This is a genomic window from Microbacterium sp. Mcb102 (genome assembly GCF_024519805.1).
In the GTDB taxonomy this organism is placed as follows: Bacteria; Actinomycetota; Actinomycetes; order Actinomycetales; family Microbacteriaceae; genus Microbacterium.
Genome location: NZ_JALJRG010000008.1, coordinates 210,942 through 237,137, shown reverse-complemented (window position 1 = coordinate 237,137; position 26,196 = coordinate 210,942). Strand labels below are relative to the sequence as shown.

At 68.4% G+C, this 26,196-nt stretch carries 26 protein-coding genes; 20 read left to right on the top strand and 6 right to left on the bottom strand.

Annotated features, from left to right (window positions below):
- Positions 1 to 11: 11 nt before the first annotated feature.
- From OC372_RS18275 to OC372_RS18265, 3 genes are read left to right on the top strand one after another with little or no spacing between them, the layout of a single operon-like run.
- Complete coding sequence (locus OC372_RS18275) at positions 12 to 578, top strand: RNA polymerase sigma factor (RefSeq protein ID WP_029261150.1); 567 nt, start codon at positions 12 to 14, stop codon at positions 576 to 578.
- Entirely contained in the window at positions 575 to 1,195 is a 621-nt protein-coding gene (locus OC372_RS18270) for an Asp23/Gls24 family envelope stress response protein (protein WP_105712255.1), read from the top strand. Before OC372_RS18275 ends, OC372_RS18270 begins: the two co-directional genes overlap by 4 nt.
- Entirely contained in the window at positions 1,177 to 1,551 is a 375-nt protein-coding gene (locus tag OC372_RS18265) for a hypothetical protein (protein ID WP_262003510.1), read from the top strand. The genes OC372_RS18270 and OC372_RS18265 overlap by 19 nt, the downstream gene beginning before the upstream one ends.
- A 56-nt stretch (positions 1,552 to 1,607) precedes the next feature.
- Here the strand turns inward: OC372_RS18265 and OC372_RS18260 are convergent, their stop codons facing one another.
- Positions 1,608 to 2,453 (bottom strand): SDR family oxidoreductase, encoded by an 846-nt coding sequence (locus OC372_RS18260; RefSeq protein WP_262003508.1) that lies wholly within the window; start codon positions 2,451 to 2,453, stop codon positions 1,608 to 1,610.
- Between the two features lie 93 nt (positions 2,454 to 2,546).
- Between OC372_RS18260 and OC372_RS18255 the strand changes: the two genes are divergently transcribed.
- From OC372_RS18255 to glmM, 7 genes are all read left to right on the top strand, one after another.
- Entirely contained in the window at positions 2,547 to 2,912 is a 366-nt protein-coding gene (locus OC372_RS18255) for a winged helix-turn-helix transcriptional regulator (protein WP_262003506.1), read from the top strand.
- A 98-nt stretch (positions 2,913 to 3,010) separates the two neighbouring features.
- Positions 3,011 to 4,552 carry an APC family permease gene (locus OC372_RS18250; protein ID WP_262003504.1) on the top strand — a complete coding sequence of 514 codons (1,542 nt, stop codon included), beginning with the start codon at positions 3,011 to 3,013 and terminating at the stop codon, positions 4,550 to 4,552.
- A 42-nt stretch (positions 4,553 to 4,594) separates the two neighbouring features.
- Positions 4,595 to 5,479: a tRNA pseudouridine(38-40) synthase TruA gene (gene truA / locus OC372_RS18245; RefSeq protein WP_262003502.1), complete on the top strand. Its 885-nt coding sequence runs from the start codon at positions 4,595 to 4,597 to the stop codon at positions 5,477 to 5,479.
- Positions 5,480 to 5,491: 12 nt separating this feature from the next.
- Positions 5,492 to 6,160: an endonuclease/exonuclease/phosphatase family protein gene (locus OC372_RS18240; RefSeq protein ID WP_029261157.1), complete on the top strand. Its 669-nt coding sequence runs from the start codon at positions 5,492 to 5,494 to the stop codon at positions 6,158 to 6,160.
- A 183-nt stretch (positions 6,161 to 6,343) separates the two neighbouring features.
- A complete protein-coding gene (gene rplM, locus OC372_RS18235) occupies positions 6,344 to 6,790 on the top strand; it encodes a 50S ribosomal protein L13 (protein ID WP_029261158.1) in 447 nt (148 codons plus the stop codon).
- 27 nt (positions 6,791 to 6,817) lie between these two features.
- The gene (gene rpsI / locus OC372_RS18230) at positions 6,818 to 7,303 is read left to right on the top strand and encodes a 30S ribosomal protein S9 (protein WP_028502255.1); all 486 of its coding nucleotides are present in this window, start codon (positions 6,818 to 6,820) and stop codon (positions 7,301 to 7,303) included.
- A gap of 14 nt (positions 7,304 to 7,317) precedes the next feature.
- Positions 7,318 to 8,676: a phosphoglucosamine mutase gene (glmM, locus tag OC372_RS18225; RefSeq protein ID WP_105712250.1), complete on the top strand. Its 1,359-nt coding sequence runs from the start codon at positions 7,318 to 7,320 to the stop codon at positions 8,674 to 8,676.
- 82 nt (positions 8,677 to 8,758) lie between these two features.
- Here the strand turns inward: glmM and OC372_RS18220 are convergent, their stop codons facing one another.
- Entirely contained in the window at positions 8,759 to 10,207 is a 1,449-nt protein-coding gene (locus tag OC372_RS18220; protein ID WP_262003497.1) for a hypothetical protein, read from the bottom strand.
- The gene (locus OC372_RS18215) at positions 10,204 to 10,989 is read right to left on the bottom strand and encodes a glycosyltransferase family 2 protein (RefSeq protein ID WP_262003495.1); all 786 of its coding nucleotides are present in this window, start codon (positions 10,987 to 10,989) and stop codon (positions 10,204 to 10,206) included. The genes OC372_RS18220 and OC372_RS18215 overlap by 4 nt, the downstream gene beginning before the upstream one ends.
- Before the next feature lie 54 nt (positions 10,990 to 11,043).
- Between OC372_RS18215 and OC372_RS18210 the strand changes: the two genes are divergently transcribed.
- Positions 11,044 to 11,487 (top strand): GtrA family protein, encoded by a 444-nt coding sequence (locus OC372_RS18210; protein ID WP_105712247.1) that lies wholly within the window; start codon positions 11,044 to 11,046, stop codon positions 11,485 to 11,487.
- A gap of 21 nt (positions 11,488 to 11,508) precedes the next feature.
- On the opposite strand, the gene OC372_RS18205 is transcribed toward OC372_RS18210, so the two are convergent.
- Together OC372_RS18205 and OC372_RS18200 are read right to left on the bottom strand one after the other, a co-directional pair.
- Entirely contained in the window at positions 11,509 to 12,966 is a 1,458-nt protein-coding gene (locus OC372_RS18205; RefSeq protein ID WP_262003491.1) for a polysaccharide biosynthesis tyrosine autokinase, read from the bottom strand.
- 112 nt (positions 12,967 to 13,078) lie between these two features.
- Positions 13,079 to 14,431 (bottom strand): polysaccharide biosynthesis tyrosine autokinase, encoded by a 1,353-nt coding sequence (locus OC372_RS18200; protein WP_262003489.1) that lies wholly within the window; start codon positions 14,429 to 14,431, stop codon positions 13,079 to 13,081.
- A gap of 70 nt (positions 14,432 to 14,501) precedes the next feature.
- On the opposite strand from OC372_RS18200, the gene OC372_RS18195 reads away from it, so the two are divergent.
- The 3 genes from OC372_RS18195 to OC372_RS18185 all read left to right on the top strand — a co-directional run bounded on the left by OC372_RS18195 (position 14,502) and on the right by OC372_RS18185 (position 17,952).
- Positions 14,502 to 15,707, top strand: coding sequence for a hypothetical protein (locus OC372_RS18195; RefSeq protein ID WP_262003487.1), 1,206 nt, complete (start codon positions 14,502 to 14,504; stop codon positions 15,705 to 15,707).
- A 129-nt stretch (positions 15,708 to 15,836) separates the two neighbouring features.
- Entirely contained in the window at positions 15,837 to 17,648 is a 1,812-nt protein-coding gene (locus OC372_RS18190; protein WP_262003485.1) for a nucleoside-diphosphate sugar epimerase/dehydratase, read from the top strand.
- 4 nt (positions 17,649 to 17,652) lie between these two features.
- A complete protein-coding gene (locus OC372_RS18185; protein WP_262003483.1) occupies positions 17,653 to 17,952 on the top strand; it encodes a PqqD family protein in 300 nt (99 codons plus the stop codon).
- Here OC372_RS18185 and OC372_RS18180 read toward each other — a convergent pair.
- The gene (locus OC372_RS18180) at positions 17,941 to 18,864 is read right to left on the bottom strand and encodes a nucleotidyltransferase family protein (protein ID WP_262003481.1); all 924 of its coding nucleotides are present in this window, start codon (positions 18,862 to 18,864) and stop codon (positions 17,941 to 17,943) included. The two genes, OC372_RS18185 and OC372_RS18180, sit on opposite strands and share 12 nt — an antisense overlap.
- Positions 18,865 to 19,032: 168 nt before the next feature.
- Between OC372_RS18180 and OC372_RS18175 the strand changes: the two genes are divergently transcribed.
- From OC372_RS18175 to OC372_RS18150, 6 genes are read left to right on the top strand one after another with little or no spacing between them, the layout of a single operon-like run.
- The gene (locus tag OC372_RS18175) at positions 19,033 to 20,235 is read left to right on the top strand and encodes a DegT/DnrJ/EryC1/StrS family aminotransferase (RefSeq protein WP_262003479.1); all 1,203 of its coding nucleotides are present in this window, start codon (positions 19,033 to 19,035) and stop codon (positions 20,233 to 20,235) included.
- 7 nt (positions 20,236 to 20,242) lie between these two features.
- Complete coding sequence (locus OC372_RS18170; RefSeq protein WP_262003477.1) at positions 20,243 to 21,763, top strand: O-antigen polysaccharide polymerase Wzy family protein; 1,521 nt, start codon at positions 20,243 to 20,245, stop codon at positions 21,761 to 21,763.
- Positions 21,764 to 21,809: 46 nt separating this feature from the next.
- Entirely contained in the window at positions 21,810 to 23,261 is a 1,452-nt protein-coding gene (locus OC372_RS18165; RefSeq protein ID WP_262003475.1) for a lipopolysaccharide biosynthesis protein, read from the top strand.
- The gene (locus OC372_RS18160; RefSeq protein WP_262003473.1) at positions 23,251 to 24,375 is read left to right on the top strand and encodes a glycosyltransferase; all 1,125 of its coding nucleotides are present in this window, start codon (positions 23,251 to 23,253) and stop codon (positions 24,373 to 24,375) included. Before OC372_RS18165 ends, OC372_RS18160 begins: the two co-directional genes overlap by 11 nt.
- Positions 24,372 to 24,998, top strand: a complete 627-nt coding sequence (locus OC372_RS18155; RefSeq protein ID WP_262003471.1) for a sugar transferase — start codon at positions 24,372 to 24,374, stop codon at positions 24,996 to 24,998. Before OC372_RS18160 ends, OC372_RS18155 begins: the two co-directional genes overlap by 4 nt.
- Positions 24,995 to 26,179 (top strand): ATP-grasp domain-containing protein, encoded by a 1,185-nt coding sequence (locus OC372_RS18150; RefSeq protein WP_262003469.1) that lies wholly within the window; start codon positions 24,995 to 24,997, stop codon positions 26,177 to 26,179. The genes OC372_RS18155 and OC372_RS18150 overlap by 4 nt, the downstream gene beginning before the upstream one ends.
- The last annotated feature ends 17 nt before the right edge of the window (positions 26,180 to 26,196 follow it).

Genomic DNA, 26,196 nt, shown 5'->3' with positions numbered 1-26,196 from the left:
GTGGGGAACAGATGGAAGAGGAACGCTTTCGCAGAGCGCTCGAGCAGGCCGACGACGGCATCGTCGCCGGACGTGCGATGGACGGCGATGTCGAAGCCTTCGCGGTGCTCGTGCGGAGATACACGCCGATGATGCGTGCGTACACGCAGCGGATGCTGAACGCCTCGGCCGATGTCGACGACATCGTGCAGGAGTCCTTCGTCACCGCCTGGCAGCGGTTCGGCGAGCTCGACGACCCGTCGAAGGTGAAGAGCTGGCTGATGCGGATCGTGAGTCGGAAGGCGGTGGATCGCATCCGCGCGGCCCGACCCGTCGTGGACATCGACTCCATCGATCGCCCGGCGCCGTTGCACGCCTCGCCGTCGGCGGTGGTCGAGGTGCGAGCCGGAGTCGCCGCCGTCGGTGCCGCGCTGCGCGAGCTGCCCGATGCCCAGCGCGAATGCTGGGTCCTGCGCGAGATCGGCGGCTACTCCTACGAGGAGATCTCGGAAGAGCTCGGCATTCCCGTCTCCACCGCGCGAGGACTGCTCGCGCGGGCCCGGAAATACATGATCGTACGGATGGAGGAGTGGCGATGACCGACGAGAGAGACATGCCAGAAGTCCGCCGTCTCGGTCTGGAACCGAGCGATCTCGACGGGCACACGCTCGACGAGCTCACCGACTACCTCGAAGCGGGACGACAGCCCTCCGACCGCTCGATCGACGAGTCGCCCGGCTGTCAGCTGGCGCTGGACGCGCTCGAACGTCTGCACGGCCTCGGCGCGGAGCTGATGGCCGCCGAGACCGCCGCGGAACCGGAGGTCGAGGGGAGCTGGGTCGACCGCATCCTCAGCGGCATCGCCATGGATGCGCGCTCGGGCCGACGCATCCCGTTCGAGTCCCCGGATCCGTCGACGGATCTCGGGATCACCGAGGGGGCGGTGCGCGGACTCATCCGCTCGGCCGAGAGCACCGTGCAGGGACTCCTCATCGGGCGCTGCCGCCTCATCGGCGACGTGACCGTCGCGGATGAGCCGATCCGCGTCGAGATCGACGCCAGCGCGCTGCACGGGCAGCCGATCCCGGTGGTCGCCGACCGCCTCCGGGGCGAGGTGGATCGGGTCCTTCGTGCGCACACGGAGTTGAACGTCGTCGCGATCGACATCGCGATCCGGGACATCAGGGAGGTGTCGTCATGGACGCAGGAGAGCTGAGGGTCACCGATGCAGGGGCGGTGGTCGCCGCCGAGATCGAGAAGGCGGTGCGAGCGTCTCCCGGGGTGCGCTCCGTGTACCGCTCCGGTTCGCTCATCTCGAATCTGCTGCGCGCGGGGGCCGCGGCGCTCGGCGGGCGACCGGAGGACGAGCCGCTGGTGTCGGTCGCGCCGGTGGGCGACGGCATCGCCGTGGAGGTGTCGATCGGGGTGGACTCCGACGCGAGATCGGCGGATGCCCTTCGCGCCGTGCACGCCGCGGTCGATGCGGTGCTCGAGACGCGGGGGCTCCGGCCGGACAGCATCACCCTCACGGTCGTGCACGTGCAGTCCGCAGAGGCAGCACCCGCAGGATGACACGGGGGATGCCGCCCTCGGAGGAGGGCGGCATCCCGCGGAACACCCGGTGGCGATCAGGCGATCGCGCGCAGCCCCTCGACCAGCGGGGTGGTGGGGCGTCCGATCAGCCGCGCGAGCGTCCCGTCGGTCTCGGCCAGGGCGCCACCGCGGATCCCGGCGTCGAGCGCGGCGACGAATCCGGCCGTTCCCTGATCGAGACCGGCTTCGCGGAGGGCTGCGAGCTGGTCGTCGAACGAGACCGGGACGAATGCGACCTCGCGCCCCGTGACCTCGGAGAGGGCCGAGGCCAGATCGCTGTAGGTCCAGGCGACGTCGCCGCCCAGCTCGTAGACCTCGCCGACGTGTCCGTCTTCGAGCGCGACGACGGCCGCCGCTTCTGCGAAGTCCTTGCGGCTGGCCGAGGCGACCCGTCCGTCACCGGTGCCCGAGGTGAGCACGCCGGTCTCGGCGGCGCGGGCGAGGTCGGCGGCGTAGTTCTCGGTGTACCAGTTGTTGCGGAGGATCACGGCGGGAAGTCCCGCGGCGGCGATCAGCTCTTCCGTCGCCTTGTGCTCGGGCGCCAGGACCAGATCGCTGGTGGTCGCCTTCGGCGCGCTGGTGTAGATGAACTTGGAGACCCCGGCGGCCTTCGCGGCGTCGATGACCGCCTGGTGCTGGGCCACCCGCTGTCCGACCTCCGATCCGGACACGAGCACGACGGTGTCGACGCCCTCGACGGCCGCGGCCACCGAGGCGAGGTCGGTGTAGTCCAGGCGCACGACGCGCACGCCGAGGTCGGCGGCCTTCGCGGTGTCGCGGGCTCCGGCGACGATCGACTGCGGGTCGGCGCCGCGCTCGAGAAGGCTGGCGATGATGAGGCGTCCGAGGTTGCCGGTCGCGCCGGTGACGAGGATGGTCATGAGGGTCCTTTCGTAAGTGACACCCTCGACAACCTCGCGACGGGCATTGCGCATTCCGATCTGCGGGTACCCACTTTGAAGTAAGGTACCCACATGACGGTTAGTTTCGCGCAGATAAAGGAATCCACGCCGTTCGTGTTCGATCAGAACTGCGGCACGCGGGTCGTCCTCGACCACATCATGAGCAAGTGGGGTGTGCTCGTGCTCTCCTGCTTGTCCGACGGCACGCACCGCTGGGGTGCACTGCGTCGCGAGGTCGACGGCATCAGCGAGAAGATGCTCGCCTCGACGCTGCGCACGCTCGCCGAGGACGGGCTCGTGCATCGGGAGTCGCTCCCGACGGTGCCGCCGCACGTGGAGTACAGCCTCACTCCGCTCGGCCGCGATCTGATGGAGCGGATGCTGCCGCTGATGGAATGGGTCGCCGACCATGCCGAGGGGATGCTCGAAAGGGGTTGAATCTGCGGATTCCGTTGCCAGGATGCGCCGTTGGCCGCGGATTCGGTCGGTGAAAGAAACCGTTGACGCGATAACCGTGGTGGCTCTACTGTTCTGACATGGCAGCAACGACGCCCATTCATCTGGAACGACCCGACGGCAAGGGTCTGGCTGCGGGAACCCTGGGACTCTGGGGGTCGACCGTCATCGGTCTCGCCTCGACGGCCCCGGTCTACTCGCTCGTCGCGACGCTCGGCTTCGTGGTGCTCGCCGTCGGTGCGCAGGCGCCGATCGCCTTCATCATCGCCTTCGTCCCGATGCTCCTGATCGCCTTCGCGTATCGAGAGCTCAACAACGCGGTGCCCGACTGCGGCACGACCTTCACCTGGGGCACCAAGGCCTTCGGGCCGTGGGTGGGCTGGATGGGCGGCTGGGGTGTCGCCGTCGCCGGTATGGTCGTGCTCGCCAATCTCGCCCAGATCGCCTCGGTCTACTTCTGGTCACTGATCGGACAGGACCTCGAGAACAACGACTGGCGCGTGGTCGTCGTCGCCGTGCTCTTCATCGCCGCGATGACCTGGGTCAGCTGGCGTGGAGTCGAGATCGGCGAGCGCATCCAGAACATCCTGCTGGGCATCCAGTACCTGGCGCTCGCGATCTTCGTGGTGACCGCGCTGTGGCAGTTCTTCGCCGGCACCGCCCCGAACCCCACGCCCTTCTCCTGGGAGTGGATGAACCCCTTCGCCTTCACGGACTGGTCGGGCTTCACCGAGGCCATCCTGCTCGCCCTCTTCATCTACTGGGGCTGGGACACCTGCCTCGCCCTGAACGAGGAGACCAAGGACCCGAAGCGCATTCCCGGCCGCGCCGCGCTGCTGACCACCGTCATCCTGCTGGTCACGTATGTTGCCGTCACCATCGCGGCCATGATGTACGCCGGTCTGGGGGAGAGCGGCACGGGCCTCGGCAACGAGGCGAACGCCGACGACTTCTTCCTCGCGATCAAGGACGGACTGCTGGGCCCGTTCGGCTGGGTGCTCGTCGTCTCGGTGATCATCTCGGCGATCTCGTCGACGCAGACCACCATCCTGCCGACCGCCCGCGGCACGCTCGCGATGGGCGTGTACCGCGCCCTGCCGGCGAAGTTCAAGGACGTGCACCCGACCTACAAGACGCCGTCGTTCTCGACGATTGTCATGGGCGTGGTCGCCTCGGCGTACTACATCGGCATGACGCTGATCAGCGACAACATCCTGCAGGACTCGATCCTCTCGCTCGGCCTCGCGATTGCGTTCTACTACGCCATCACGGGTTTCGCGTGCGTCTGGTACTTCCGCAAGGATCTGACGTCGTCGCCGCGGGAGTTCTTCTTCAAGGGACTCTTCCCGCTGCTGGGCGGACTCATGCTGACCTGGGCATTCATCCAGTCCGCGATCGACATGTGGGACGTCGACTACGGATACACCGTCCTGTTCGGCATCGGCGGCACATTCGTGATCGGCGTCGGCTCGCTCGCGTTCGGTCTGGTGCTGATGTTCGTCTGGTACCTGTTCCCGCGGTCGAAGCGGTTCTTCCGCGGCGAGAGCCTGAACCGCGAGACGCAGGTGATGGTGCCGGACGAGCCCAGCGTCACGATCCGTTCGATCGACGGCGGCATCTGAGGTCGCCCGGGCACGTCCGCGGACGTGTCCTAGGCTTGCTCCGTGCGCATCCGGCTCGATATCGCCTACGACGGCACCCACTTCCGCGGGTGGGCCAAGCAGCCGACGCTTCGCACCGTGCAGGGGACTCTCGAGGCGGCTCTCGCGCGGATCGTCGGCTCCGACGTGCAGTTCGTCGTCGCGGGCCGCACCGACGCGGGAGTGCACGCCAGCGGTCAGGTCGCGCACGTCGATCTCGACGAGAAGCAGTGGTCGCGCATCGAGGCCAGGCAGGGACGGGCTCCGCTGGCTCCGGCGGAGACCATCGCCGGGCGCATGCGCGGGGTGCTCGGTGCCTACTCCGACGTGACCGTCACGAAGACGTCGATCGCTCCCGAGGGCTTCGACGCCCGGTTCTCGGCGGTGTGGCGGCGTTACCGCTACCGTCTCGCCGATGCGCAGGCCGGATTCGATCCACTGCGCCGGCACGATACGACGAACATCCGCGGGAATCTCGACGAACAGGCGATGGATGCCGCGGCCCGCAGCCTCATCGGCCTGCACGACTTCGCTTCGTACTGCAAGCCACGCGAAGAGGCGACGACGATCCGCACGCTGCTCGACTACCGCTGGGTACGTGATGCCGAAGGTGTCCTCGTCGCCGAGGTCAAGGCCGACGCGTTCTGCCACAGCATGGTGCGCGCACTCGTCGGCGCGTGCGCGGCGGTGGGGGAGGGACGCCTCGACGTCGAGGATGTCGTGGTGCTGCGCGACGCCCTGACGCGCACGAGCGAGTTCAAGGTCCTGGCGGCGCGCGGCCTGATCCTCACCGAGGTCGGCTACCCCGCCGACGAGCTGCTCGCGACGCGCGCGGAGCAGACGCGGGCTCGACGTGACGGTACGAGCCGCGTTCGTGATCCGGAGCCCGACCACAGCCTGGGCGAGTAGCGTGGAACGGTCATGAAGGTCATCTCCTACAACCTCCAGAAGCATCGCGCGGCCGGTGAACTCGCCGCCATCGTCGGCGAGCACGACCCCGACATCCTGTGTCTGCAGGAGTGCGACGTTCCGGAGCTGCCCGCAGAGATCGGCGACCTGGTCCTCGCGGACGCGACGCAGGGCAACCGCCTCGGGCTCGCGCTTTTCTACCGCTCGAGCACCTACCATCTGCAGTCGATCCGCACCCTCGGGTTGAAGAAGTCGCTGCACGACCGGATCGCGAAACCCGCTCACGAGCGTGTGCTCGGCGCTCGGCTGCGTGACATCGACGACGCCCAGGATTTCATCGTCGCCTCGTTCCATGCCGCACCGCTCACCGCATTGAACTCGTTGCGTCGGCACCAGATCCGCGCGGCGCTCACCGAGCTCGCGACTCTCGGGGAGGGTCTGCCGCAGCTGATGGTCGGCGACTACAACTACCCGATCTTCAAGGAGAACCTCGGTCAGGCCGTGCGCGACCACGGTTATGCCCTCTCGCTCAGCGACGACCACACCTACACGCGCTACCGGGTGTTCCGCGGGCACTACGACTTCGCGACCTCGGCCGGTTTCGAGATCGAGCGCATCACGACGCTGCCCCAGGGGTCGAGCGACCACCGCCCGATCCTGGTCACGGTCAAACCCGACTGAGTCGGCGGTTTGGGCATCCGCGCCCGGTGGCGTATGATTTCCCTTTGGTGCCTTTCCCGTTCGCGGGAAGTGGGCATCGTCCGAACGTGAGCCCTCCACTGGCGTGTTCCTCCCTGTCGGGAAGAACCACCCCGGAGTGGGATTCACGAACTTCTCCGTTCGACACAAGAAAGCAGCACTATCGTGACGCGCACTTACACCCCCAAGGCTGGCGAAGTCCAGCGCGATTGGGTCGTCATCGACGCCACCGACGTCGTTCTCGGCCGTCTGGCTTCGCACGCCGCTACGCTCCTGCGTGGCAAGCACAAGCCGACCTTCGCCAACCACATCGACTCGGGTGACTTCGTCATCATCGTGAACGCCGACAAGGTCGCGCTCACCGGTCAGAAGCTCCAGAAGAAGCTGGCCTACCGCCACTCGGGTTACCCGGGCGGCCTGAAGTCGGTCACCTACGCCGAGCTCCTCGAGAAGAACCCGGTTCGCGCTGTGGAGAAGGCCATCCGTGGCATGCTCCCCAAGAACAGCCTCGGCCGCCAGCAGCTGACCAAGCTCAAGGTGTACGTCGGTGCCGAGCACCCGCACGCCGCGCAGCAGCCGCAGACGTACACCCTCGACCAGGTCGCCCAGTAAGCGCCGTAAAGACTTAAGGACATACTCGTGGCTGACATCCAGGACACCACCGAAACCCCCCAGAACTTCTCGACGTCGACTCCGGAGACCGACGTGGTCGAGGCGGCTCCCCGCCCCGTCCTCAGCGTCCCGGGTGCCGCTGTCGGCCGTCGCAAGCAGGCCATCGCCCGCGTGCGCATCGTCCCCGGCTCGGGCACGATCACGGTCAACGGCCGCACGATCGAGGACTACTTCCCGAACAAGCTGCACCAGCAGCTGATCAACGACCCGTTCACGGTGCTGAACCTCACCGGTGCATACGACGTCATCGCGCGCATCTCCGGTGGTGGCCCCTCGGGCCAGGCCGGTGCGCTCCGCCTCGGCATCGCCCGTTCGCTGAACGGCATCGACGAGGAGAACAACCGTCCGACCCTGAAGAAGGCCGGCTTCCTCTCGCGTGACGCTCGCGTCAAGGAGCGCAAGAAGGCCGGACTCAAGAAGGCCCGTAAGGCGCCTCAGTACTCGAAGCGTTAAGGTCCACTGCTCCGATGCCGATCTTTGGCACGGACGGCGTGCGAGGACTTGCCAATGGCATCCTCACCGCCGACCTGGCGCTCACCCTGGCCCAGGCGACTGCTGTCGTCCTGGGCCAGGGCCGTACTGCGGAGGCTCGCAAAGCCGAAGGCAAGCGACTCACCGCAGTGGTCGCCCGCGACCCCCGGGTCTCCGGACACTTCCTGACGTCGGCCGTCTCGGCCGGGCTCGCCTCCTCGGGTGTCGACGTCCTCGAGGCCGGTGTCATCCCGACCCCGGCGCTGGCGTTCCTCGTCGCCGACCGTGACGCCGACTTCGGTGTCATGATCTCGGCCTCGCACAACGCCGCTCCCGACAACGGGATCAAGATCTTCGCCCGCGGGGGCCGCAAGCTCCCCGATGAGGTCGAGCAGCGCATCGAAGAGGCCATGCACGGCGAGATGCTGCGCCCGACGGGTGCCGGCGTCGGTCGTGTCGACCGCTTCTCCGACGCGGAGGACCGCTACGTCGTGCACCTCCTCGGCTCGCTGCCGAATCGTCTCGAGGGCATCCACGTGGTGCTCGACTGCGCCCACGGCGCGGCATCCGGGGTCTCGCCCGAGACGTTCCGCGATGCGGGCGCCGAGGTGACGGTCATCGGGGCAGACCCCGACGGCTGGAACATCAACGACGGAGTCGGCTCGACCCACCTCGACAACCTCGCCGAGGCTGTCGTGCGTCTGGGCGCCGACATCGGCATCGCCCACGACGGCGACGCCGACCGCTGCCTCGCCGTGGACGCCGAGGGCAATCACATCGACGGTGACCAGATCATGGCCATCATCGCGGTGTCGATGAAGGAGCGCGGACGCCTCACAGACGACACGCTCGTCGCGACCGTCATGAGCAACCTCGGCCTGCATGTCGCGATGCGCGAGCACGGCATCACGGTGCGTCAGACCGCCGTCGGCGACCGCTACGTGCTCGAAGACATGAACGAGGGCGGATACGCGCTCGGCGGCGAGCAGTCCGGTCACGTGATCATGAGCGAGTACGCCACCACCGGCGACGGCATCCTCACTGGCCTCCACCTGGTGGCGGAGATGGCGCGGCAGAAGAAGTCGATCGCGGAGCTCGCATCGATCATGACCGTGTACCCGCAGGTGCTCATCAATGTGCGCGACGTCGACAAGGATCGCGTCGCAGACGACGAGGTCGTGCAGCAGGCTGTGCGCGACATCGAGGGTGAGCTGGGTGATTCCGGCCGCGTGCTGCTGCGCAAGTCCGGCACCGAGCCCCTGGTGCGGGTGATGGTCGAAGCCGCCGATGCGGAGTCGGTGCACGCCTACGCCGGACGACTGGCGGAGGTCGTGCAGGAGCGCCTCTCGCTCTGACGCTCGCAGAACCTCGGAACCGGCCGGTCGCTGATCTCAGCGGTCGGCCGGTTCTCTGTGTACGGGGAGCGAGGGGCGGCGGTCAGGGTGCCGCGCAGATGCGGTACTGGCCGGCGTCGACGAGCGTCTCGGTGGTGCAGGGCTGAGTGGTCAGCCGTGGCACGTCGGCCATGGCGGGGGCGTCGAAGAGCCCGACGTGCGCACCCGTCAGCACGATGGGCGCGACCGCGTACCCCCAGGGCTCGGCCGCCAGCCACTCGACATCGTTCGCCTCGACCCAGGCCGTGAGCGGCACGAGGGCCGTGCGCTGGCTCTCCAGCGTGGTGCGGGGCTCGTACGTCGACACGACATGACTCACGCCGCCGCCGGCGATGATGGCGGCCAGAGCGGACGCGGCGATGATCCCGATGACGCGCGCGCCCTTGCGGCGGGGCAGGGCGGCCACCGCCCACAGCGCGGCCGCGGCGATGACGGGGAAGAACGCGAGGATGCCGGGCGCGGGGTGCCGAACCCACAGCGGCAGGCGGGAGGCGGTGGCCCACCAGCCGACGAACGCGAGCGCGCCCACGATCGCCGCTACGGCGTAGGCGATCACGATCCGGTCCGCTGCGCTCGCGTCACGCCAGCGCCGCACGATGCCGGTGATGGCGAGGCCGAGGGCGATGACCGCTCCGAACACGGCGACGAAACCGGGCAGCGACCAGGAGTCCGCCAGCGTGCCGAGCTTCTGCAGCACCGTGGTCGCGGCGTCGCCCTGCCCGCCCGTGCGGAGGAAGTGGGCGAAGTCGCGCACGTGCTGCCAATAACCGGAGAACCCCAGCGACAGCAGCGCGCCCAGCTCGAGGAGCAGCGTCGGCACGGTGGCCAGCAGGAGGGGCAGCCACGACCGCCGGAGCGTGTCGCGCACCCGGGCCCAGCCGGTGCCGTCGGAGAGCACCCACAGGGCGATGGCGAAGGCGGGGAGGGCGAGGGCGGCGATGAGCTTCGCCTGGATCGCGAGGCCCACGAGGAGCCCGGCGAGCCAGGCGCGGCGGGGAAGCAGTGTGAGGGCCCAGACGAGGAGCGCGGCCGCGGGGATCTCGCCCAGCAGATCGGCGGGGCCCTGGATGGGGGAGAAGCCGGCATCCGCAGTGAACGCCAGGGGCACGGCCACGGCGAGCAGAGCGGCCCAGCGTCCGCCGATGCGTCGCCCGATCACGGCGAGGCCGGCGAGGAGCGCCACCCAGAAGGCCAAGGGGACGAGACGTGCGGCCAGCACCGGGTCCATCCCGGTCGCGAGGAGCGCGGCGACGGGCAGGAGCACGACGGGCCCGGTCGAGATACGCGGGTCGAACGGCGTGATGGTCGAGCCGGAGAGCACGCCGTCGCTGGAGTATCCGAGTCCGTCCAACAGATTGAGCGGGACCGTGAGGTTGAAGGCCTCGTCCTCCCAGAAGCGCCACACCACGAGGCTGTGCCAGGCCACGATGACGTGACCGATCAGCAGGGCGACGGCCGCCGCCCAGAACACGACCGTGCGTGCTCGGGTCATCGCGCGACGGTCTCCGGAAGACGGATGCCGCGCAGGGGAGCGGATGGCCGCAGAGAGAGGGTCCACGCCTCGACGAGGGCGACGCGAACGAACCGGCGCAGACGCTTCGGCGGCAGGGTGACCGAGTTCCCTCGCCCCCACATGGTGCCCGTGGTCGATTCGCCCCGACGAGGGATGCTGGCGACGCGGAGGTAGCGCACGGTGAAGCCCGCGCGCGCCTCGGCGAGCGAGAAGTGCACGTGCGGGACCGTGGCGTCGGCCGGGGTCGCGTCGACGAGCAGTCGCAGGGCGTCGGGGCGATAGGCACGAAGCGGGGTGTTGACGTCGGGGATGCGGCGTCCGGCGGCGAGGGCGATCAGCAGGCCGACGGCGCCCGTGAGCACCTTGCGGTACCAGGGGTCGGTGCGGCCGTCGCGCACGCCGTGGACGACATCGGCGTCTTCGGTCGTGAGTGCGTTGATGAGCCGAACGAAGTCGCTCCCGTAGAACTGCCCGTCGCCGTCGACATGCACCAGCACGTCGGGGTCGGCGGCGAGCCCGGCACGGTAGGCCGAGAGCGCGGTCGGGCCGTGGCCGCGGTTCAGCGGCTGCACCTCGACGGTCACGTCGGAGACGGCGTCGAACACCGTGGCCGTGGCATCCGTGGAGCGATCGTCGGCGACGTGGAAGGAGACGTGATCGGCCAGGGGGGAGACGCAGTCACGGATCTCGTCGATGAAGCCCTGGATGCCCTCGGCCTCGTTGTAGGCGGGCATGACGACGGCGAGGTGGCGAAGGGTCACGGGGTCCTTGGGGTGGCGGAGGGCGCGGGGATCAGCCAGTAGCCTAGTTGAGCCATGAACCCTCCCTCCCGCATCCGTCGCATCGCCAGCGTCGGCAGCCGTTTCCTCGTCGTGGGTGCGCTGAGCACCATCATCGAGGTCGGCGTCTTCAATCTGCTGGTCTTCGTGTGGGGATGGGATGTGGTCGCCGCGAAGATCGTCGCCTCCCTCGTCGCGCTGGTGAACGCGTACATCGGCAACCGCGAGTGGACGTTCCGCCACCGGGACCGTCGCGGACGGGTCTCCGAGGTCACGCTGTTCCTCGTGACCAATGCGGTCTGCACGGCCATCGGCGCCGTGCTCGTCTGGGTGGGCGTCGAAGCGGTCGGCGCGATCCTCGGTCGTGAGCCGGGGGCGGTCGCCGTCAACCTCGTGAACCTGACGAGCATCGTCATCGTGGTCCTGCTGCGCTTCGTGCTCTATCACGGCATCGTCTTCCGGGTGGCGCCGACGAAGTAGTGCGGCTCGGTCGGGGGCAGGTCAGGCTCGGGCGGTTGCGCGCTTCTTGGCGCTCTTCGCCTTCTTGGCCTTCTTCGCTTTCCGCCGATCCGTCGACGTCTCGCCGTCGAGGTCGTGCGTCGAGCCGTAGGTGTAGGAGCCGTAGCCGTAGCTGTCGGGGCCCTTGGTCGGCAGCATCGTGACGACCACGCCGAGCATCTGCACGCCGGCGTTCTCGAGTGCACGCAGTGCTCCGGAGAGCTCCTGCTTCTTGGTCTTGCCGGAGGCGGCGGCGAGGATCACTCCGCGGGTCTTGCTTCCCACCACGGCCGCGTCGGTCACCAGCAGCAGCGGCGGGGCATCGATCAGCACGTAGTCGAAGTAGTCACCGAGCGACTTGAGCACCTGATCCATCGCGGCCGAGCCGAGCAGCTCGCTAGGGTTCGGCGGGACCTGACCGCTCGGCAGCACGTATAGGTCGGACGTGCCCCACTTCTGCAGCGCGTCGGCCACGTCCACGCGTCCGATGAGCACGTCGGTGAGTCCGACGCCGCCCTCGATGCCCAGGTAGTCGGCCACGCGGGGCAGCCGCAGGTCGCCGTCGACCAGAGCCACGCGGGCTCCCGTCTCGGCGAGGGCGATGGCGAGGTTGGCGGTGGTCGTCGACTTTCCTTCGCCGGGGCCGGCGCTGGAGACGACGAAGATGCGGGGGCCCGAGTCGAGGTTGAGGAACTGCAGGTTCGTGCGCAGGCTGCGGAACGACTCGGCGCGCGGGCTGCGCGGGTCGGCGTGCACGATGAGGGGACGCTTGGTGGCATCCGGGTCGTACGCGATGCCGCCGAGGACGGGGCGATCAGTGAGCGCCTCGATGTCGTGGAGCGTGTGGATGCGATTGTCGAGCACGGTGCGGAGCATCGCGATGCCGAGGCCGAGTGCGAGGCCGATGATGCCGCCGAGGATGATCAGCAGGCGCACGTTGGGGCTCGTCGGAGTGGAGGAGGCGATGGCGGGCTCGGTCACGGTGATGCGCACCGGGCTGACGGCGTCTTCGGTGGCGGGCTGCTCGAGCGTCTTCTGCACCGCGTCCTGGAAGCTGGTCGCGACGGCGTTGGCGATGGCCGCGGCCTGCTCGGGGTCTCCGTCGGTCACGCTGACGTCGATCAGCACCGTGTTGAGCGGCGTGGTCGCGGTGACGCGGCTGCTGAGCCCCGAGACCGAGTCGTCGAGGCCGAGCTCATCGATCACGGGTTCGAGCACGAGCGCCGTGCCGACGACGTCGACGTAGCTCGTGACCATCTGTCGTGCGAAGGTCGTGCCCTGCACGAGGTCGCCGGTGGCGGCGCCCTCGGTGCGGACCGAGACGTACAGCTGCGTCGATGCGACGTACTTCGGCTGCTGGAGTGCGGCATAGCCGGCACCGCCGGCGAGGCCGAGGACCATCAGGACGAGGATCAGGATCCAGTTTCTGTGCAGCACACGCACATAGTCGCGAAGTTCCACGCGGCAGATTCCCCCTGATGCAATGCGACCGCTGCCGATCAAGGCGGGCCGTGAAAACGGTATCCCGGTATTCTTCCACAGCGGCGGTGGGACGACCGGCCGCTGCGTGTGGTCAGTGCGTCGTGGTCGGCGCGGCGGTGCCGTAGGCCGTGCTCGCGGCCGCGCTGACCGGAGCCTTCGTCAGCACCGTTCCGAGCACGCGGGCTCCGACCGACTCGATGCTCTTGGCTGCGTCGGCGAGCCGGTTCGCCTGCGACGATCCGGCGGCGGCGATCAGCAGGGCTCCGGTCGTGACGCGGGCGATCACGGCGGCGTCCGTCACGAGCAGCAGCGGTGGCGCGTCGATGATGACGACGTCGAAGGCTTCTGTGAGCGCCTCGATCAGGCTCTCCATCGCGGAAGAGCCGAGCAGCTCGGCCGGGTTCGGCGGCACGGTGCCGGCCGGGAGGACGAACAGGGCGCTGCGGCCCCAGCGCTGGATGACGTCGTTGAGGTGCACGCGTCCGGCCAGCACGTCGCTGAGCCCGATCCCGCCCTCGATACCGAAGTACTCCGCCACGCGGGGGAGCCGGAGGTCGCCGTCGAGCAGGGCCACGCGCTGACCGGCGTCGGCGAAGGCGAGCGCCAGGTTCGCCGCGGTGGTCGACTTGCCCTCGCCCGGGCCGGAGCTGGTCACGACGAACACGCCCTGGTTGCCGGAGAAGAAGAAGCGCACGTTGGTGCGGAGGCTGCGGTAGGCCTCGGCGCGGAGGCCGTGCGGTGCGGTGCTCATGGCGAGGGGGTGCTCTCTCGTGTCCGGGTCGAGCGGGATCTGTCCGAGGACGGGAACCGGCACGGCGGCCTCGACGTCGGCGGCGACGCGCACCCGGCGGTCGAGCGTCGCACGCAGGAGAGCGACGCCGACGCCGACCGCGAGCCCGAGCAGTGAGCCGATGATGAGAGACAGGGAGAGGTTCGGCGCGACGGGATTCGTCGGCACCTGAGCGGGTTCGAGCGTGACGATCCGGATGCTGAATGCGGCGGCCTGGTCGCGGCTCTCGAGCGTGTCGGTGACGACGGTGGCGAAACTCTCGGCGACGGCGTTCGCGATGCGGGCGGCCTGCCCCGGGTTGCGGTTGTCGACGGTGATCGTGATGATCGCGCTGTTGAGGGGTGCGGAGGCGCTGATGCCCGTGGGGGCTGTGGTGAGGCCGAGGTCTTCGGTGACGGGGTCGAGCACGAGGGAGCTCGTGATGAGCGAGCGGTAGGTCTCGACGGCCTGCTTCGCGTACCCGGTGGCGAGCGAGCGTTCCGCGGGCGTGGCCGTGTCGGCGACCTGCGCGGCCACCATGACCTCGGTCGAAGCCTGGTAGCGGGGAGGAGTGAGCATCGCGACCAGCGCGCCGGTGGAGAGCCCGATCAGAACACTCGCGACGATGACGACGATCTGTCGACGGAACACCCGAAGGTAGTCATGGATGTCCATAGCTCTCCAGCATGGTCGGGTGCGATCGGCGGTATCGTCTTCCGAGACTACCGATTCCTATGAAGGCGACATGACGCACCTCAACGATCTCTTCCCCGACGGGCCCCTCGCCGGCGACGCAGGGAGTGTGGTGCTCGACGACCACCACACGGCTCGCCGGTTGCGGGAGATGATCGGGGAGCCGCGGCAGAGTGGCGCAGCGGCGACGTCCGACGCAGACGCCAGGGCGCTCGCCGACATGGTTCAGGCTGCCGCCCGCACCGCCGTTCCGGTCGGTGCAGGTTCCGGGGAGTCCTCCCGTTCGAAGAAGCGCCCGAGACGGTCGGTCGACGCCGTGACGCTGTCGGCAGCCTCGCTCGCCGTCGTAGCACTCGTGATCGCCGGCACCGTCGGCGGCATCCAGATGGCCACGGCCAGCCCGGCCGCGAGTGCCGTGGACTCGTTGGAGGCCGATGAGGCCGCCCTTCTGAATGCTCACCAGTCCTTGAAGACGGCTCAGGACCGGCTCATCGCCGACATCGATGCGCAGACGGCGGAAGTCGCCCCGCTTCGGAGTGCGCTCACCGGGACGAGCACCGCCCCCGATCCGGCCGGTGAGACCGACGATGCGCCGATCGCGGTGACCGACGCCGCCACGCTCGCCACGGCGCTCGCGGCCGTCGACGCCTACGCCTCGGGGCTGGCGGCGATCACCGTTCCCGAGCTGCCCGCCGAGTACGCACGTGCCGACATCGACGAGGATTCGCTCGTGGAGGTCGGCGGCGCGATCGACGGCGTGCAGGAGCGTCTGGTCGCGATGGATGACGCGACCGCCGAAATGCGGGCGGTTCGGGAGCGGCTCGATGCTCTCCGGCCCGCCGCAGACGCGGCGGTGGATGCGTACGCCGCCTCGTTCGTGCCCGCGGCGGCTGCCGCGATCGCCCGCTACCCGGACGGCGAGGAGTCGCTGCGCACGGCCGTGTCGGATGCGGCGGCGCGCGTCGCTGCCGCGGATCTGTGGGCGGTCGAGGGGCGTTCCGCACTGGCCGCCTACCGGGATGCGTTCGTCGCGTTGGCCGCGGACCAACTGCGGTTCGAGATCGAGCGTGACCAGCGCGAGCAGGCGGATCAGTGGCAGCCGCAGCAGCAACAGCAGCAGGGCGACGGGACCCAGAATCCGCCCACGGAGGGAAGCACCGACCCGGGAACCGGCGTCACTCCGCCGGTCACGGACCCCGGCGGCGGCGAACCCGATCCCGGCACCGATCCGCCGCCGGACGGCGAGGGCACGCCCTAACGCACAGACCTGCTCATTCGCTGTGAGAACATATCTCCAGGGGAGTGAATAAGTCTGAGGGGGCTCCGTATCTTGATTCCGGATGGGTCTGTCGACGTGTCTACCGGCAATATTCCAATATTGTCCGAGGTGTCCGAGGTATCCGTCGAGCAGCGGCGACGCAGACTGCTGGCCGCGGTGGTCGATGGGCTCGCCTGGATCTTCGGCGTCGTCCTGGCGATCGGACTGCGCTTCGAGTTCGCGATGGATGCGCAAGGGTGGATCGCGACGATCGTGCTCGCGCTTCTCGCCGGCGTCATCCAGATGGCGGTCGGATTCGCGACAGCCCTCTACCGCGGGCGATTCACCTACGGCTCGTTCGACGAGGTCCGCGTAGTGGCGTTGATCGTGGTCCTTGAGGGTGTGCTGCTGTCCTTGATCGTGATCCCGCTCGGACCACTCGTTGGCATTCCGCGCGGCACCCTGTTGCTCGCGTTCCCGTTCGTGCTGCTGCTGATGTTCGGCGTGCGTTACGTGGCTCGTCTCGCGATCGAGCGTGCGCGCAAGCCCGGCGCCGACGCTGAGGCGGCGCTGATCATCGGCGCGGGGTTCCTCGGCGATAAGTTGCTCGCCAACGTCACGACCGACCCGTCTTCACCGATCCGGCCCGTTGGGCTGTTGGACGACGACCCGGCCAAGCGCAACCTCCGTCTGCGAGGCGTTCCGGTGCTCGGCACCACGCGCGACATCGCATCGGTTGCCAAGAGCACTGGAGCCAAGCTGGCCGTCATCGCCATCCCCCACGCAGACAGCACCCTGTTGCGAACCCTGAGCGACAGCGCCGAGAGCGCCGGTCTACGGGTTGCCGTCACCCCGACGCTGGCGACGCTCGCGTCGGGGGAGCAGTCCGTCACCGACGTGCGCGACATCAGCATCGAGGATCTGATCGGACGCCACCCCGTCGACACTAACGTCGAGCTGATCGCCGGGTACATCACCGGTCGACGCGTGCTCGTGACCGGTGCCGGTGGCTCCATCGGTTCGGAGCTGTGCCGGCAGCTGGCCAAGTACGGGCCGAGCGAGCTGATCATGATCGACCGCGACGAGACCGGCCTTCAGGTGGCTCAGCTCGGGACGCTCGGACACGGGCTGCTCGATTCTCGCGACGTCGTCCTCGCGGACATCCGGGAAGAGCAGAATCTGCTCGACATCTTCGTCGACCGTCGGCCAGAGGTCGTGTTCCATGCCGCCGCTCTGAAGCACCTGCCGATGCTCGAGCAGTACCCCGACGAGGCGTGGAAGACGAACGTGCTAGGCACGCTCAACGTGATCAACGCCGCGCGTGCCGTCGGCGTCGACACCTTCGTCAACATCTCCACCGACAAGGCGGCCAACCCGACGAGCGTGCTCGGACACTCCAAGCGCGTCGCCGAGAAGCTCACCGCCTGGGCGGGATCAGAGACCGGGATGCGGTACCTCTCGGTGCGATTCGGCAACGTGATCGGAAGCCGCGGGTCGATGCTTCCGACGTTCCAGCGGCTGATCGCTGAGGGGCGGCCGATCACGGTCACGCACCCCGAGGCGACGCGGTATTTCATGACGATCCCCGAGGCGTGCCAGCTGGTCGTCCAGGCGGGCGGCATCGGGCGTGCGGGCGAGGTGCTGATCCTCGACATGGGTGAGCCCGTGTCGATCCTCGAGGTCGCCAAGCGCATGATCGCGATGTCGGGCAAGAGCGTCGAGATCGTCTACACCGGGCTCCGTCGCGGCGAGAAGCTGCACGAAGAGCTCGTCGGTTCGCGCGAGAACCTGGAGCGGCCCTTCCACCCGAAGGTGTCGCACACGCGGGCCGACATCATCACGCCCGAGCGGCTCGACAAAGCGGGCTGGATGGACCGGATGTTCGCGAGCCCGCGGATCAACGACACCGCGATCATCGACCCGCTGTCGGTGAGGCCCTAGCCTCATGAGCGACGAGGTCTCGTGGCGCGTCCGTCCTGACGCGGCCTGGTTCGAGGAAGAGGAGCGGGTGTCGGTGCTGGCGCTGTCCCTCTCTGGCTCGGCGGCCCCGGTGATCCTGGAGGGAACGGCCAAGGAGATCTGGGATCGCCTGTCGCCGGAGCATCCTCGTGCGACACGAGATCTCGTCGCCGAGCTCGCCGCGCTGGCGCAGATGTCCGTCGAGGACATCGAAGCGGATGTGCTCGGTTTCCTGCAGCAGCTGCGCGCGCAGCGAATCCTCGAGGCGGCGGCCTCAGTCGCCTGAGCGGCCGGCTTCGCGCTCGGCGGTCGGGCCGGAGATGAGCCACCGTGATCCGCGCCGGAGACGCGACAGCCGCACCCGGAAAAGCGCCATCCGGCTTCCTCTCGCTTCGGGATGCGCACGCTGCAGGTCGACGCGTGCCGGCCACACGGCACGGAACAGCACGCGCCCCTTCTGACCCCAGGGCGCGCGGCGGAGCACGCTTCCCCAATCCGCGGGTGAGCCCTCCGCCGCGGCGACGAGCTGCACCCAGTCCCGGTACTCCGGGGACGCGATCACTGCGGCGTCGAGGGGCACGTCGATCCCCATGGCGGCGAACGTCGCACCGAGCGGGGTGGCGCTCCCCGTCGCGTGCGCGAGACGGATGATGTCGTCCAGCTCGGCCGGCCCGTACTCGCTCCGGGTGAGGCCCTCGAGCTCGTCGCCGGGGCGCTGCGAACGCCTGCTGCTTCTCAGGCTGTGCAGCGCGAGGATCAGGAAGCTCGAGGATCGGTCGACGATGGCGCAGTCGTGCTGTGCGACCGACAGGGTCTCGCGGCGCTTCCAGAGCTCGTCGAACACCGAGCGGGGGTCGTCGAGGAACCCGGGGAAGTAGCGGTGGATGTCGAGCGTGTTCGGCCAACCCTCGCGGGTGAAGGTGCGCGAGTGCAGGGTGAAGAACTTCGTGACGAAGGTCTCCGGAAGCTCCGCCCACCCCGCCTCGGTCACGGCAGCGCAGTAGTCGTCGAACCGCGCCGGGTCCACGAGCACGTCGACGTCGGACGACGTGCGTGGGGCGCGCAAGCCATGGTGCGCGAGTGTGCGTCCCTTGATGAGCAGCTGGCGGATCCCGATGTCGTCGGCCAGAGCCTGCGACCACGCGGTGAGCAGCGCATCCGCCGCGGAGAGCGTGAGACTCAGGTTCGGACCGGGCACGAGACCCAGACTAGATGATCGCCGAGGCCGCTCTTCAGCGGAGGCCACCGCCGATATAGTGGATCGGAACCGGGGGGCCCGGGCGTCGGCGGTATGTTGGCGCGCGCAGGGAACGCCCATCTCTCTACCGAAGGAACAGACGTTCCCTCCCAAGAAATGAGTCTCTGCGTGGCCATCTCCTTCTCCCCGCCCGACGTCCGCGAGGAAGACATCGATGCAGTCGTCGAGGTCCTGCGATCCGGCTGGATCACCACCGGACCCGTCGGGCGGCAGTTCGAGCAGGATCTCGCGCAGTACTCCGGCGTGAACGAGGTTGTCCTCCTGAACTCCTGCACGGCGGCGCTGGAGCTCGCCTTGCGCGTGCTCCAGGTGGGACCCGGCGACGAAGTGATCGTCCCGGCGTATACATACTCGGCATCCGCCGCCGTGATCGCGCACGTGGGAGCCGACATCGTCATGGTCGACGTCGCCCCCGAAGAGTACGTTCCCGCGATCGACGAGATCGTCGCGGCCGTCACACCCCGCACTAAGGCGATCATCGTCGTCGACATCGGCGGAGTGCCGTTCGACGCCGCCTCCCTTCGCGAGCGGCTGGAGGGCACGGGGGTGGATGCCGACGGCAACCCTCTCCTGGATGCGCTTGACAGGCCCGTGGTCATCACCGACGGCGCCCACTCGCTCGGCGCGATCCGTGATGGCGTGCGGGCCGGCGGCCTCGGGGACTTCACGGCCTTCTCGTTCCACGCGGTCAAGAACCTCACGACCGCCGAGGGCGGTGCCCTGACCTGGCGCTCCGACCTCCCGGTCGACCAGAGCGCCCTGACGGCGACGGTGCGACGGCTCTCCCTGCACGGCCAAACGAAGGACGCGCTGTCGAAGATGAAGGCGGGAGCGTGGGAATACGACATCCTCGAGCCCGGCTTCAAGGCGAACATGCCCGACGTCCTCGCGGCGCTGGGAGTGTCGCAGCTACGCCGCTACCCCGAAGCGGTCGCCCGGCGCCAGGCCATCATCCGCCGCTACACCGAGCTGCTGGGCGACGCCTTCGCTGTCCTGGTGCACGAAGGCAAGGGGTTCGCGTCGAGCGGGCACCTGCAGCTGGTCGACCTGGGTGAGTGGCGCCCGCGTCGCGAGGAGATCATCGCAGGACTCGCCGAGCGCGGCGTCGCCGCGAACGTGCACTACAAGCCGCTGCCCCTGCTTACCGCCTATCGTGACCTGGGCTTCGAGGCCGCGGACTACCCGCACGCACTACGCCAGTTCAAGGGAGTGCTCTCGCTTCCGCTGCACACCCTGCTGACGGATGACGACGTCGACACGGTCGCGACCGCCCTCCTGTCCGTCGTGCGGGCGCTCCCGAGTGTCCGGTGAGTCACTGATGACGGGGGTCATGGGAGGGCGCAGCGGAGCTGGCTACGGTCGTCCCCTGCGCGATGATCTCGGTGCCGCTCGTCCGCGGCCCCGTATCGGCTGGCTGGTGGCCGCGCTCATCCTCGACGTGGTGCTGGTGCTGCTCCTCGTGCAGAAAGAGGTCCCCCTCAGCTGGGGCCTTGTCCTGTTCGTCTGGTTCAACGCCTTCCTCTACGCGATCTCCGCGCTGAAGCGGCGGGCGTTCCTCGCCGGTTTCCTGGTCGCGTTCTTCATCTTCCTGCTGTCGCGCGCGACGCTGGAGCGGGTGTTCGACTTCGCAAACCCGACGGTCGACCTCGACGACCTGGAGGCGATCAGCTGGATGCTCCTCCTCGCCATGGGAGGAATCCTCGTCGGCTACGCGATCGCCCGTGCGCGACGTGACTCGGAGATGCCAGCGGAGCTGGATCCGGATCCGCGGCGGAAGAGCTCGTCTGTCTCGCGGGAGGACGTGCGGCGCGGCGCGCTCATCGTCTACTACTGCGCGCTACCGTTCGCATTGTTCTCCGTGATCCAGAGCATTGGATTCGTCGCGGGGGCCTCGTACGCGGCGCTTTACACGTCGGACTACGTCGAGCGCACCTCGGGTCTGGCCGGCGGGCTTCTCCAGTACGCCCATGAGATCGCGCTGGTCGCGTTCGTCGTGTACCTGGCGACGTTGCCGACGTTCCGCAGCGCCCGCCTCCCGGTGTTCCTGTGGATCGCGTACACCGGGTCCTTCATGCTCACCGGTCGTCGCCGCGATGTCGCTGTCCTGCTCCTCTTCGTCGCGTGCTACGCCATCACAAGGAACCGGATCACGCCCGACGATCCGTGGCTCACCCGCAAACGGATCTGGGTGGTCGCTGCGATCATCCCGTTTGTCGCGATCGGCTTCGCGGGCCTCGAGGCCTGGCGCGGCGTCGGATCCGCGGACGCCGGTTTCAACTTCGACGCGCTCCCCGGATTTTTCTACGGCCAGGGCGTCAGTGTGACGGTGCTGCAGAACGTCGCGAACTACGGGCAGCATCTTCCCGATCAGTCCTACCTGCTGGAGTTCGCGAGAACGGGATTTCTTCCGCGTCTTCTGGGCTTCCCCGTGCTCGAAGGTAACTCCGAGGCGCGAGCCCTGACCGGCGGCTCGCTCTCGCACTCGCTCAGTTGGGTCGTGCTCGGCCCAAACGCCTACATGGCCGGCCTCTCGACGGGCACGTCGTTCATCGCCGAGGCCTTCGTCGGCTTCGGCCTCGCCGGGTGCGCCGCCATCGGTTTCGTCTACGGCCTGCTGCTCGCGTGGCTGGACCGCCTCGGCCGCGGCGGGATCACCGTGAATATCCTCCGCCTGCTGATCGCGCAGCCGATCCTGTGGTCTCCTCGCGGCTCGTCGACCGGGTTCATCCAGACCCTGATCGCCCCCAGCACCCTTGCGGGACTCGCCGCGATCCTGCTGCTGGCGAGTGTCGGCTCCACCAGACGCGGGAGGCGCGTGCGCGCAGGAGAGCCGTCGTGACGGCGCCGCGCAACCGATCCTCCGTGAACCGAAGTACCGAGACGGCATGAAGACGGTCATAGGCTTTCTCCGCACGTCCGGCGTCTACGTATTGGGGAGCGTGCTCTCCCGCCTGGTGGGTTTTCTGCTCCTGCCGCTGATCACGGCCTTCGTCGCGCCGGAGCAGATGGGGTACTACGACCTGTCGGTGGTGTACGTCACGCTCGCCTACGAGTTCATCTTCATGAACATCTGGGTCGTGATCCTCCGTTACATGCACGACTCCTCCGACGAGGAGCGCGTGCGCGCCCTCGCTCCGGGGCTGGTGCTATTCCTGTCGTCGACGGTGCTGTACATGGCGACGGCGGGCGTGGTCGCCGTCGTCGTGACGCCGGAGCACATCTGGTGGGTGGCCTTCTACGGGCTCAGTATCAGCCTGAGTTATCTGACCGGTTACACTTGCCGAGGTCTCGGACGCAGCGCCGACTTCGCGGTGTCGGGCGTGGTCAATGCGATTGTGACCGCGGCGCTCAACATCTGGCTGCTGGTCGGACTCTCTTTTGACATTTCGGCGCTTTACATCGCCGGTATTGCGGGGTACCTGGCGCAGAGCATCTACCTGGAGATCCGCGTCGGCATCCTCCGGCGGCTGCGCTGGCACTGGTTCACGAAGATCAGAGCGACGGCCCTGCGGTCGATGCTGCTCTATGCGCTGCCGATCGGCTTCACCGCGATGGTGTATTGGTTCATCAACTCGTTCAACCGGGTGGTGGTGTCGGGACTCCTCACGCTGGAGGACAACGGCATCTTCGCGGTCGCCGCGCGCTGGGGTTCGCTGCTCGCGGTCGTGCTCACCGCGATGAGCTTCGCGTGGCAGGAGGTCGCCTTCCGCCGTGGAACCGACGGACCGTTCTTCGGCCGTGCCTCGACGGTGTACTTCGCAGCCCTGGCTGCGTCCGTCGCTGTGCTCATGCCCGCGGTGCGGCTCGTGTTCCCGTGGTTCGTCGACCCGGCGTACGACGCCGCGCTCACCGTCATCCCGACCACGCTGCTGGCGGCGGCGTTCAGCGGCTACTTCAACTTCGTCGTCAGTATCTTCTACGCCGCGAAGAACTCGCGTGGGGTGTTCTGGGGCGCGGTGGTGGCCGCCGTCGCCAATGTGGGGCTGACCATCCCCCTGATCGCCGTGCTCGGACTGCAGGGGGCCAACCTCTCGGCGGTCCTGGCCTTCGCGTTCGGCCTTCTCATGCTGCACCTGATCCTGCGGCGTCGCATCGACTTCCGGTTCGGCTACTGGCGTGCCGGCGCGGCCCTGTTGCTGCCCCTCGCATCGTCGCTGGTCTTCTGGTTCCTCGACCCGATCGGGAACCTCGTCTGGCTGGTCGCGCTGGCCGCCGTCGCGCTGACGGCTTCGCTAGTATGGTGGCGCGTCCGCAGTCGGGCGATGACCTCCCGAAAGTCGCCGAAGGACCCCGTCGACGAGTACGACGCCGCCATAGGCGATGAGCGTGAAGGGTAAGACCATCGCAACCTCGAAGCCGCGCCTTCTTCTCGGGGGCATGACGGAGAACCAGGGAGGAAAGGAGGCGTTCATCATGAACGCCTTCCACCGACTGAAGGACCGGTACGACTGCTGGTTCATCGCCGATCGCTCCATCGCCTACGCCGATGAGATCACCGAGGCCGGGGGAACGATCGTCCGCGTTGCTCCCCGCGGTTCGGCACCGCTGCGCTACCTGCGCGACCTCGACCGTCTGATCCGCGACAACCACTTCACCGCCGTCTGGCTCAATCAGACCGTGGTCAACTCGATCGAGCCGCTTGTGATCGCCCGTCGGCACGGCGTCCCGTACCGCATCCTGCACAGCCACTCGAGTCGCAACATGGGGAGCCGCTTGACCGGGGCGCTGCACACGCTGCAGCGGCCGCTCGTCCCACTCGTGGCGAACCGGAGGTTCGCCTGTTCGCAGCCGGCGGCCGAGTGGTTCTTCGGAAAGCGGTCCTACACGTTCATCCCAAACCTGTTCGGCGCGGCCTCGTTCACGTTCGATGCGACGAGGCGTGCGGAGATGCGCGCCGAACTCGGCTTCGCGGACGAGACACTGGTCGTCGCGCACGTCGCCAGGCTCGGCCCGGAGAAGAACCATGCCTTCTCCCTCGAGATCCTCACCGCGCTGCTCGCACGCGATGCCGAGGCCGTGCTCGTCCTCGTGGGGGACGGACCGCTGCGCGACGACATCCGGCACCGTGTCGAGGAGGCCGGGCTGTCCTCCCGCGTGCAGTTCCTGGGTATGCGGGACGACGTCGACGGCATCCTCCAGGCCAGTGATGCGCTCATCCTGCCCTCGCACTTCGAGGGCCTCCCGTTCACGGCTCTGGAAGGGCAGGCAGCCGGTCTCCCCGTCATCCTCTCGTCAGCGGTGACGCGAGAGGCGGATGCTTCGCCGCTCGCGACCTTCCTGTCCCTCGAGGCCGGACCCCAGGCATGGGCCGACGGAATCCTCCGGGCGGTCGAAGCCAACGATCGGAGCGCCGGCGGGAATCCGCTGGTCGGGACGCCCTTCGACAGCGCGCGCGGGCAGGAGACGCTCCTGGCGGCTCTGGCATTCGAACGAGAGGGAGCGGCGACATGACCGTGTACAGATCGGTAGGCAAGCGCTCGCTCGACGTCTTCGGGGCGATGATCGCGCTTCCGGCGCTCGGCATCGCGGTGGCGGTGGTCGCTCCGCTTGTTCTCCTGAGTGACCGCGGCCCGGTCTTTTACCGGAGCCGCCGGCGCGGACGGGACGGCACGCACTTCACAATGCTCAAGTTCCGGTCCATGACGCCGGACGCCCCCGATCTGCGCAATGCCGATCTCTCGACCGTGAACAGCGACAGCGATGCACGTGTTACGCGCCTCGGCCGGCTCCTCCGCAAGACCTCCGTCGACGAGCTTCCGCAGATCATCAACGTGCTCAAAGGCGACATGAGCTTCGTCGGTCCGCGGCCCAACATGACACGGCAGTCCTGGGATGAGCTCTCCGACGTCGAACGCAAGCGTATCCGCGTTCGTCCGGGGATCACGGGTCTGTCTCAGGCGCTGCATCGCAACGCGGCCTCGACACGGCTGAAGTACCGCCTCGACGGGCTGTACGTCGACCGGGTCTCGCTCGGACTCGACGCGACCGTGCTCGTGAAGACCTTCACATCGGTGTTCGCGGGGAAGAACATCAACGCGGCCCCGCACGCCCGGGAGAAGGCGAGACGGGCATGACTCGCGCATCGGACTCGGCCTCACGTCTGCTCATCATCGGTGCGTCCGCACTGCAGGTGCCTGCGATCGAGCGCGCTCGGGAGCTCGGGTACCAAGTGGCGGTCGCCGACCGCGACCCGGAAGCACCGGGAGTGGCTCTGGCGAGTGCCTTCTACGAGGTCAGCACGATCGACGAGGACGGCGTGACCGCCGCCGCACGCGACTTCGCCCCGCACGGCATCATTACGATCGGCACGGACATGCCGATGCGGGCGCTCGCCGCGGCAGCGGAGGCGCTCGGCCTGCGCGGACCCTCTCGTCGCGCGGTGTACAACGCCACGGACAAGGGAGCGATGGCCGAGGCTCTGCGTGCCGCACGCGTGGCACTGCCCTGGACCGAGGTGGTGACGTCCGTCGCGGAGATGCGCGCCGTCACCGCGGGCCGACCGCATCCGCTGATCATGAAACCCGCCGACAGCTCGGGGAGCCGCGGTGTCACGTTGGTCGAGTCGGAGGAGGGGATGGATTCCGCATTCGAGTACGCCCTGTCCTCGAGCCGGAGCGGCCGCGTGATCGTGCAGGAATATATGCGCGGACCGGAGGTCAGCGTCGAGGGGCTCTGCTTCGGTGACGAGCGCACGATCGTCGCAATCACGGACAAGATCACGACCGGGGCGCCCTCGTTCGTCGAGCTAGGGCACTCCCAGCCGTCGCAGCTCTCCGGGGAGCGGCGGAGGCAGATCGAGGAAATCGTGCAGGAGGCACTCGCTGCACTCGAACTGGGGGACTGCGCGTTCCACGCGGAGATCATCGTCACCGCCGACGGCCCCAAGCTCGTCGAGATCGGCGCGCGACTGGGCGGCGACTTCATCACCTCGCACCTCGTGCCGCTGTCGACCGGGGTGGACATGATCGGCGGGCTCATCGACATCGCCGTCGGGACCCGCCCGGACACCGCGCAGCGCATCCGACGGGGGAGCGCGGTGCGCTTCCTGAAATCGCCGGGGACGCCGTCGCGGGCTCCCGAAGCCCGAGCGATGGCGGGTGTCGTACTGGTCGCCGTCGTCGAGGGGACGAATGCCCGGGCCGTGCGAAGCAGCACTGATAGGCTCGGACACGTCATCGCAGAGGGTGACACTGTGACCACGGCGTCGACAACCGCGGAGGCAGCGATCACGCTCCTCCTCAAACGAGAGCCGTGAGATCGGTGCAAGAGGGG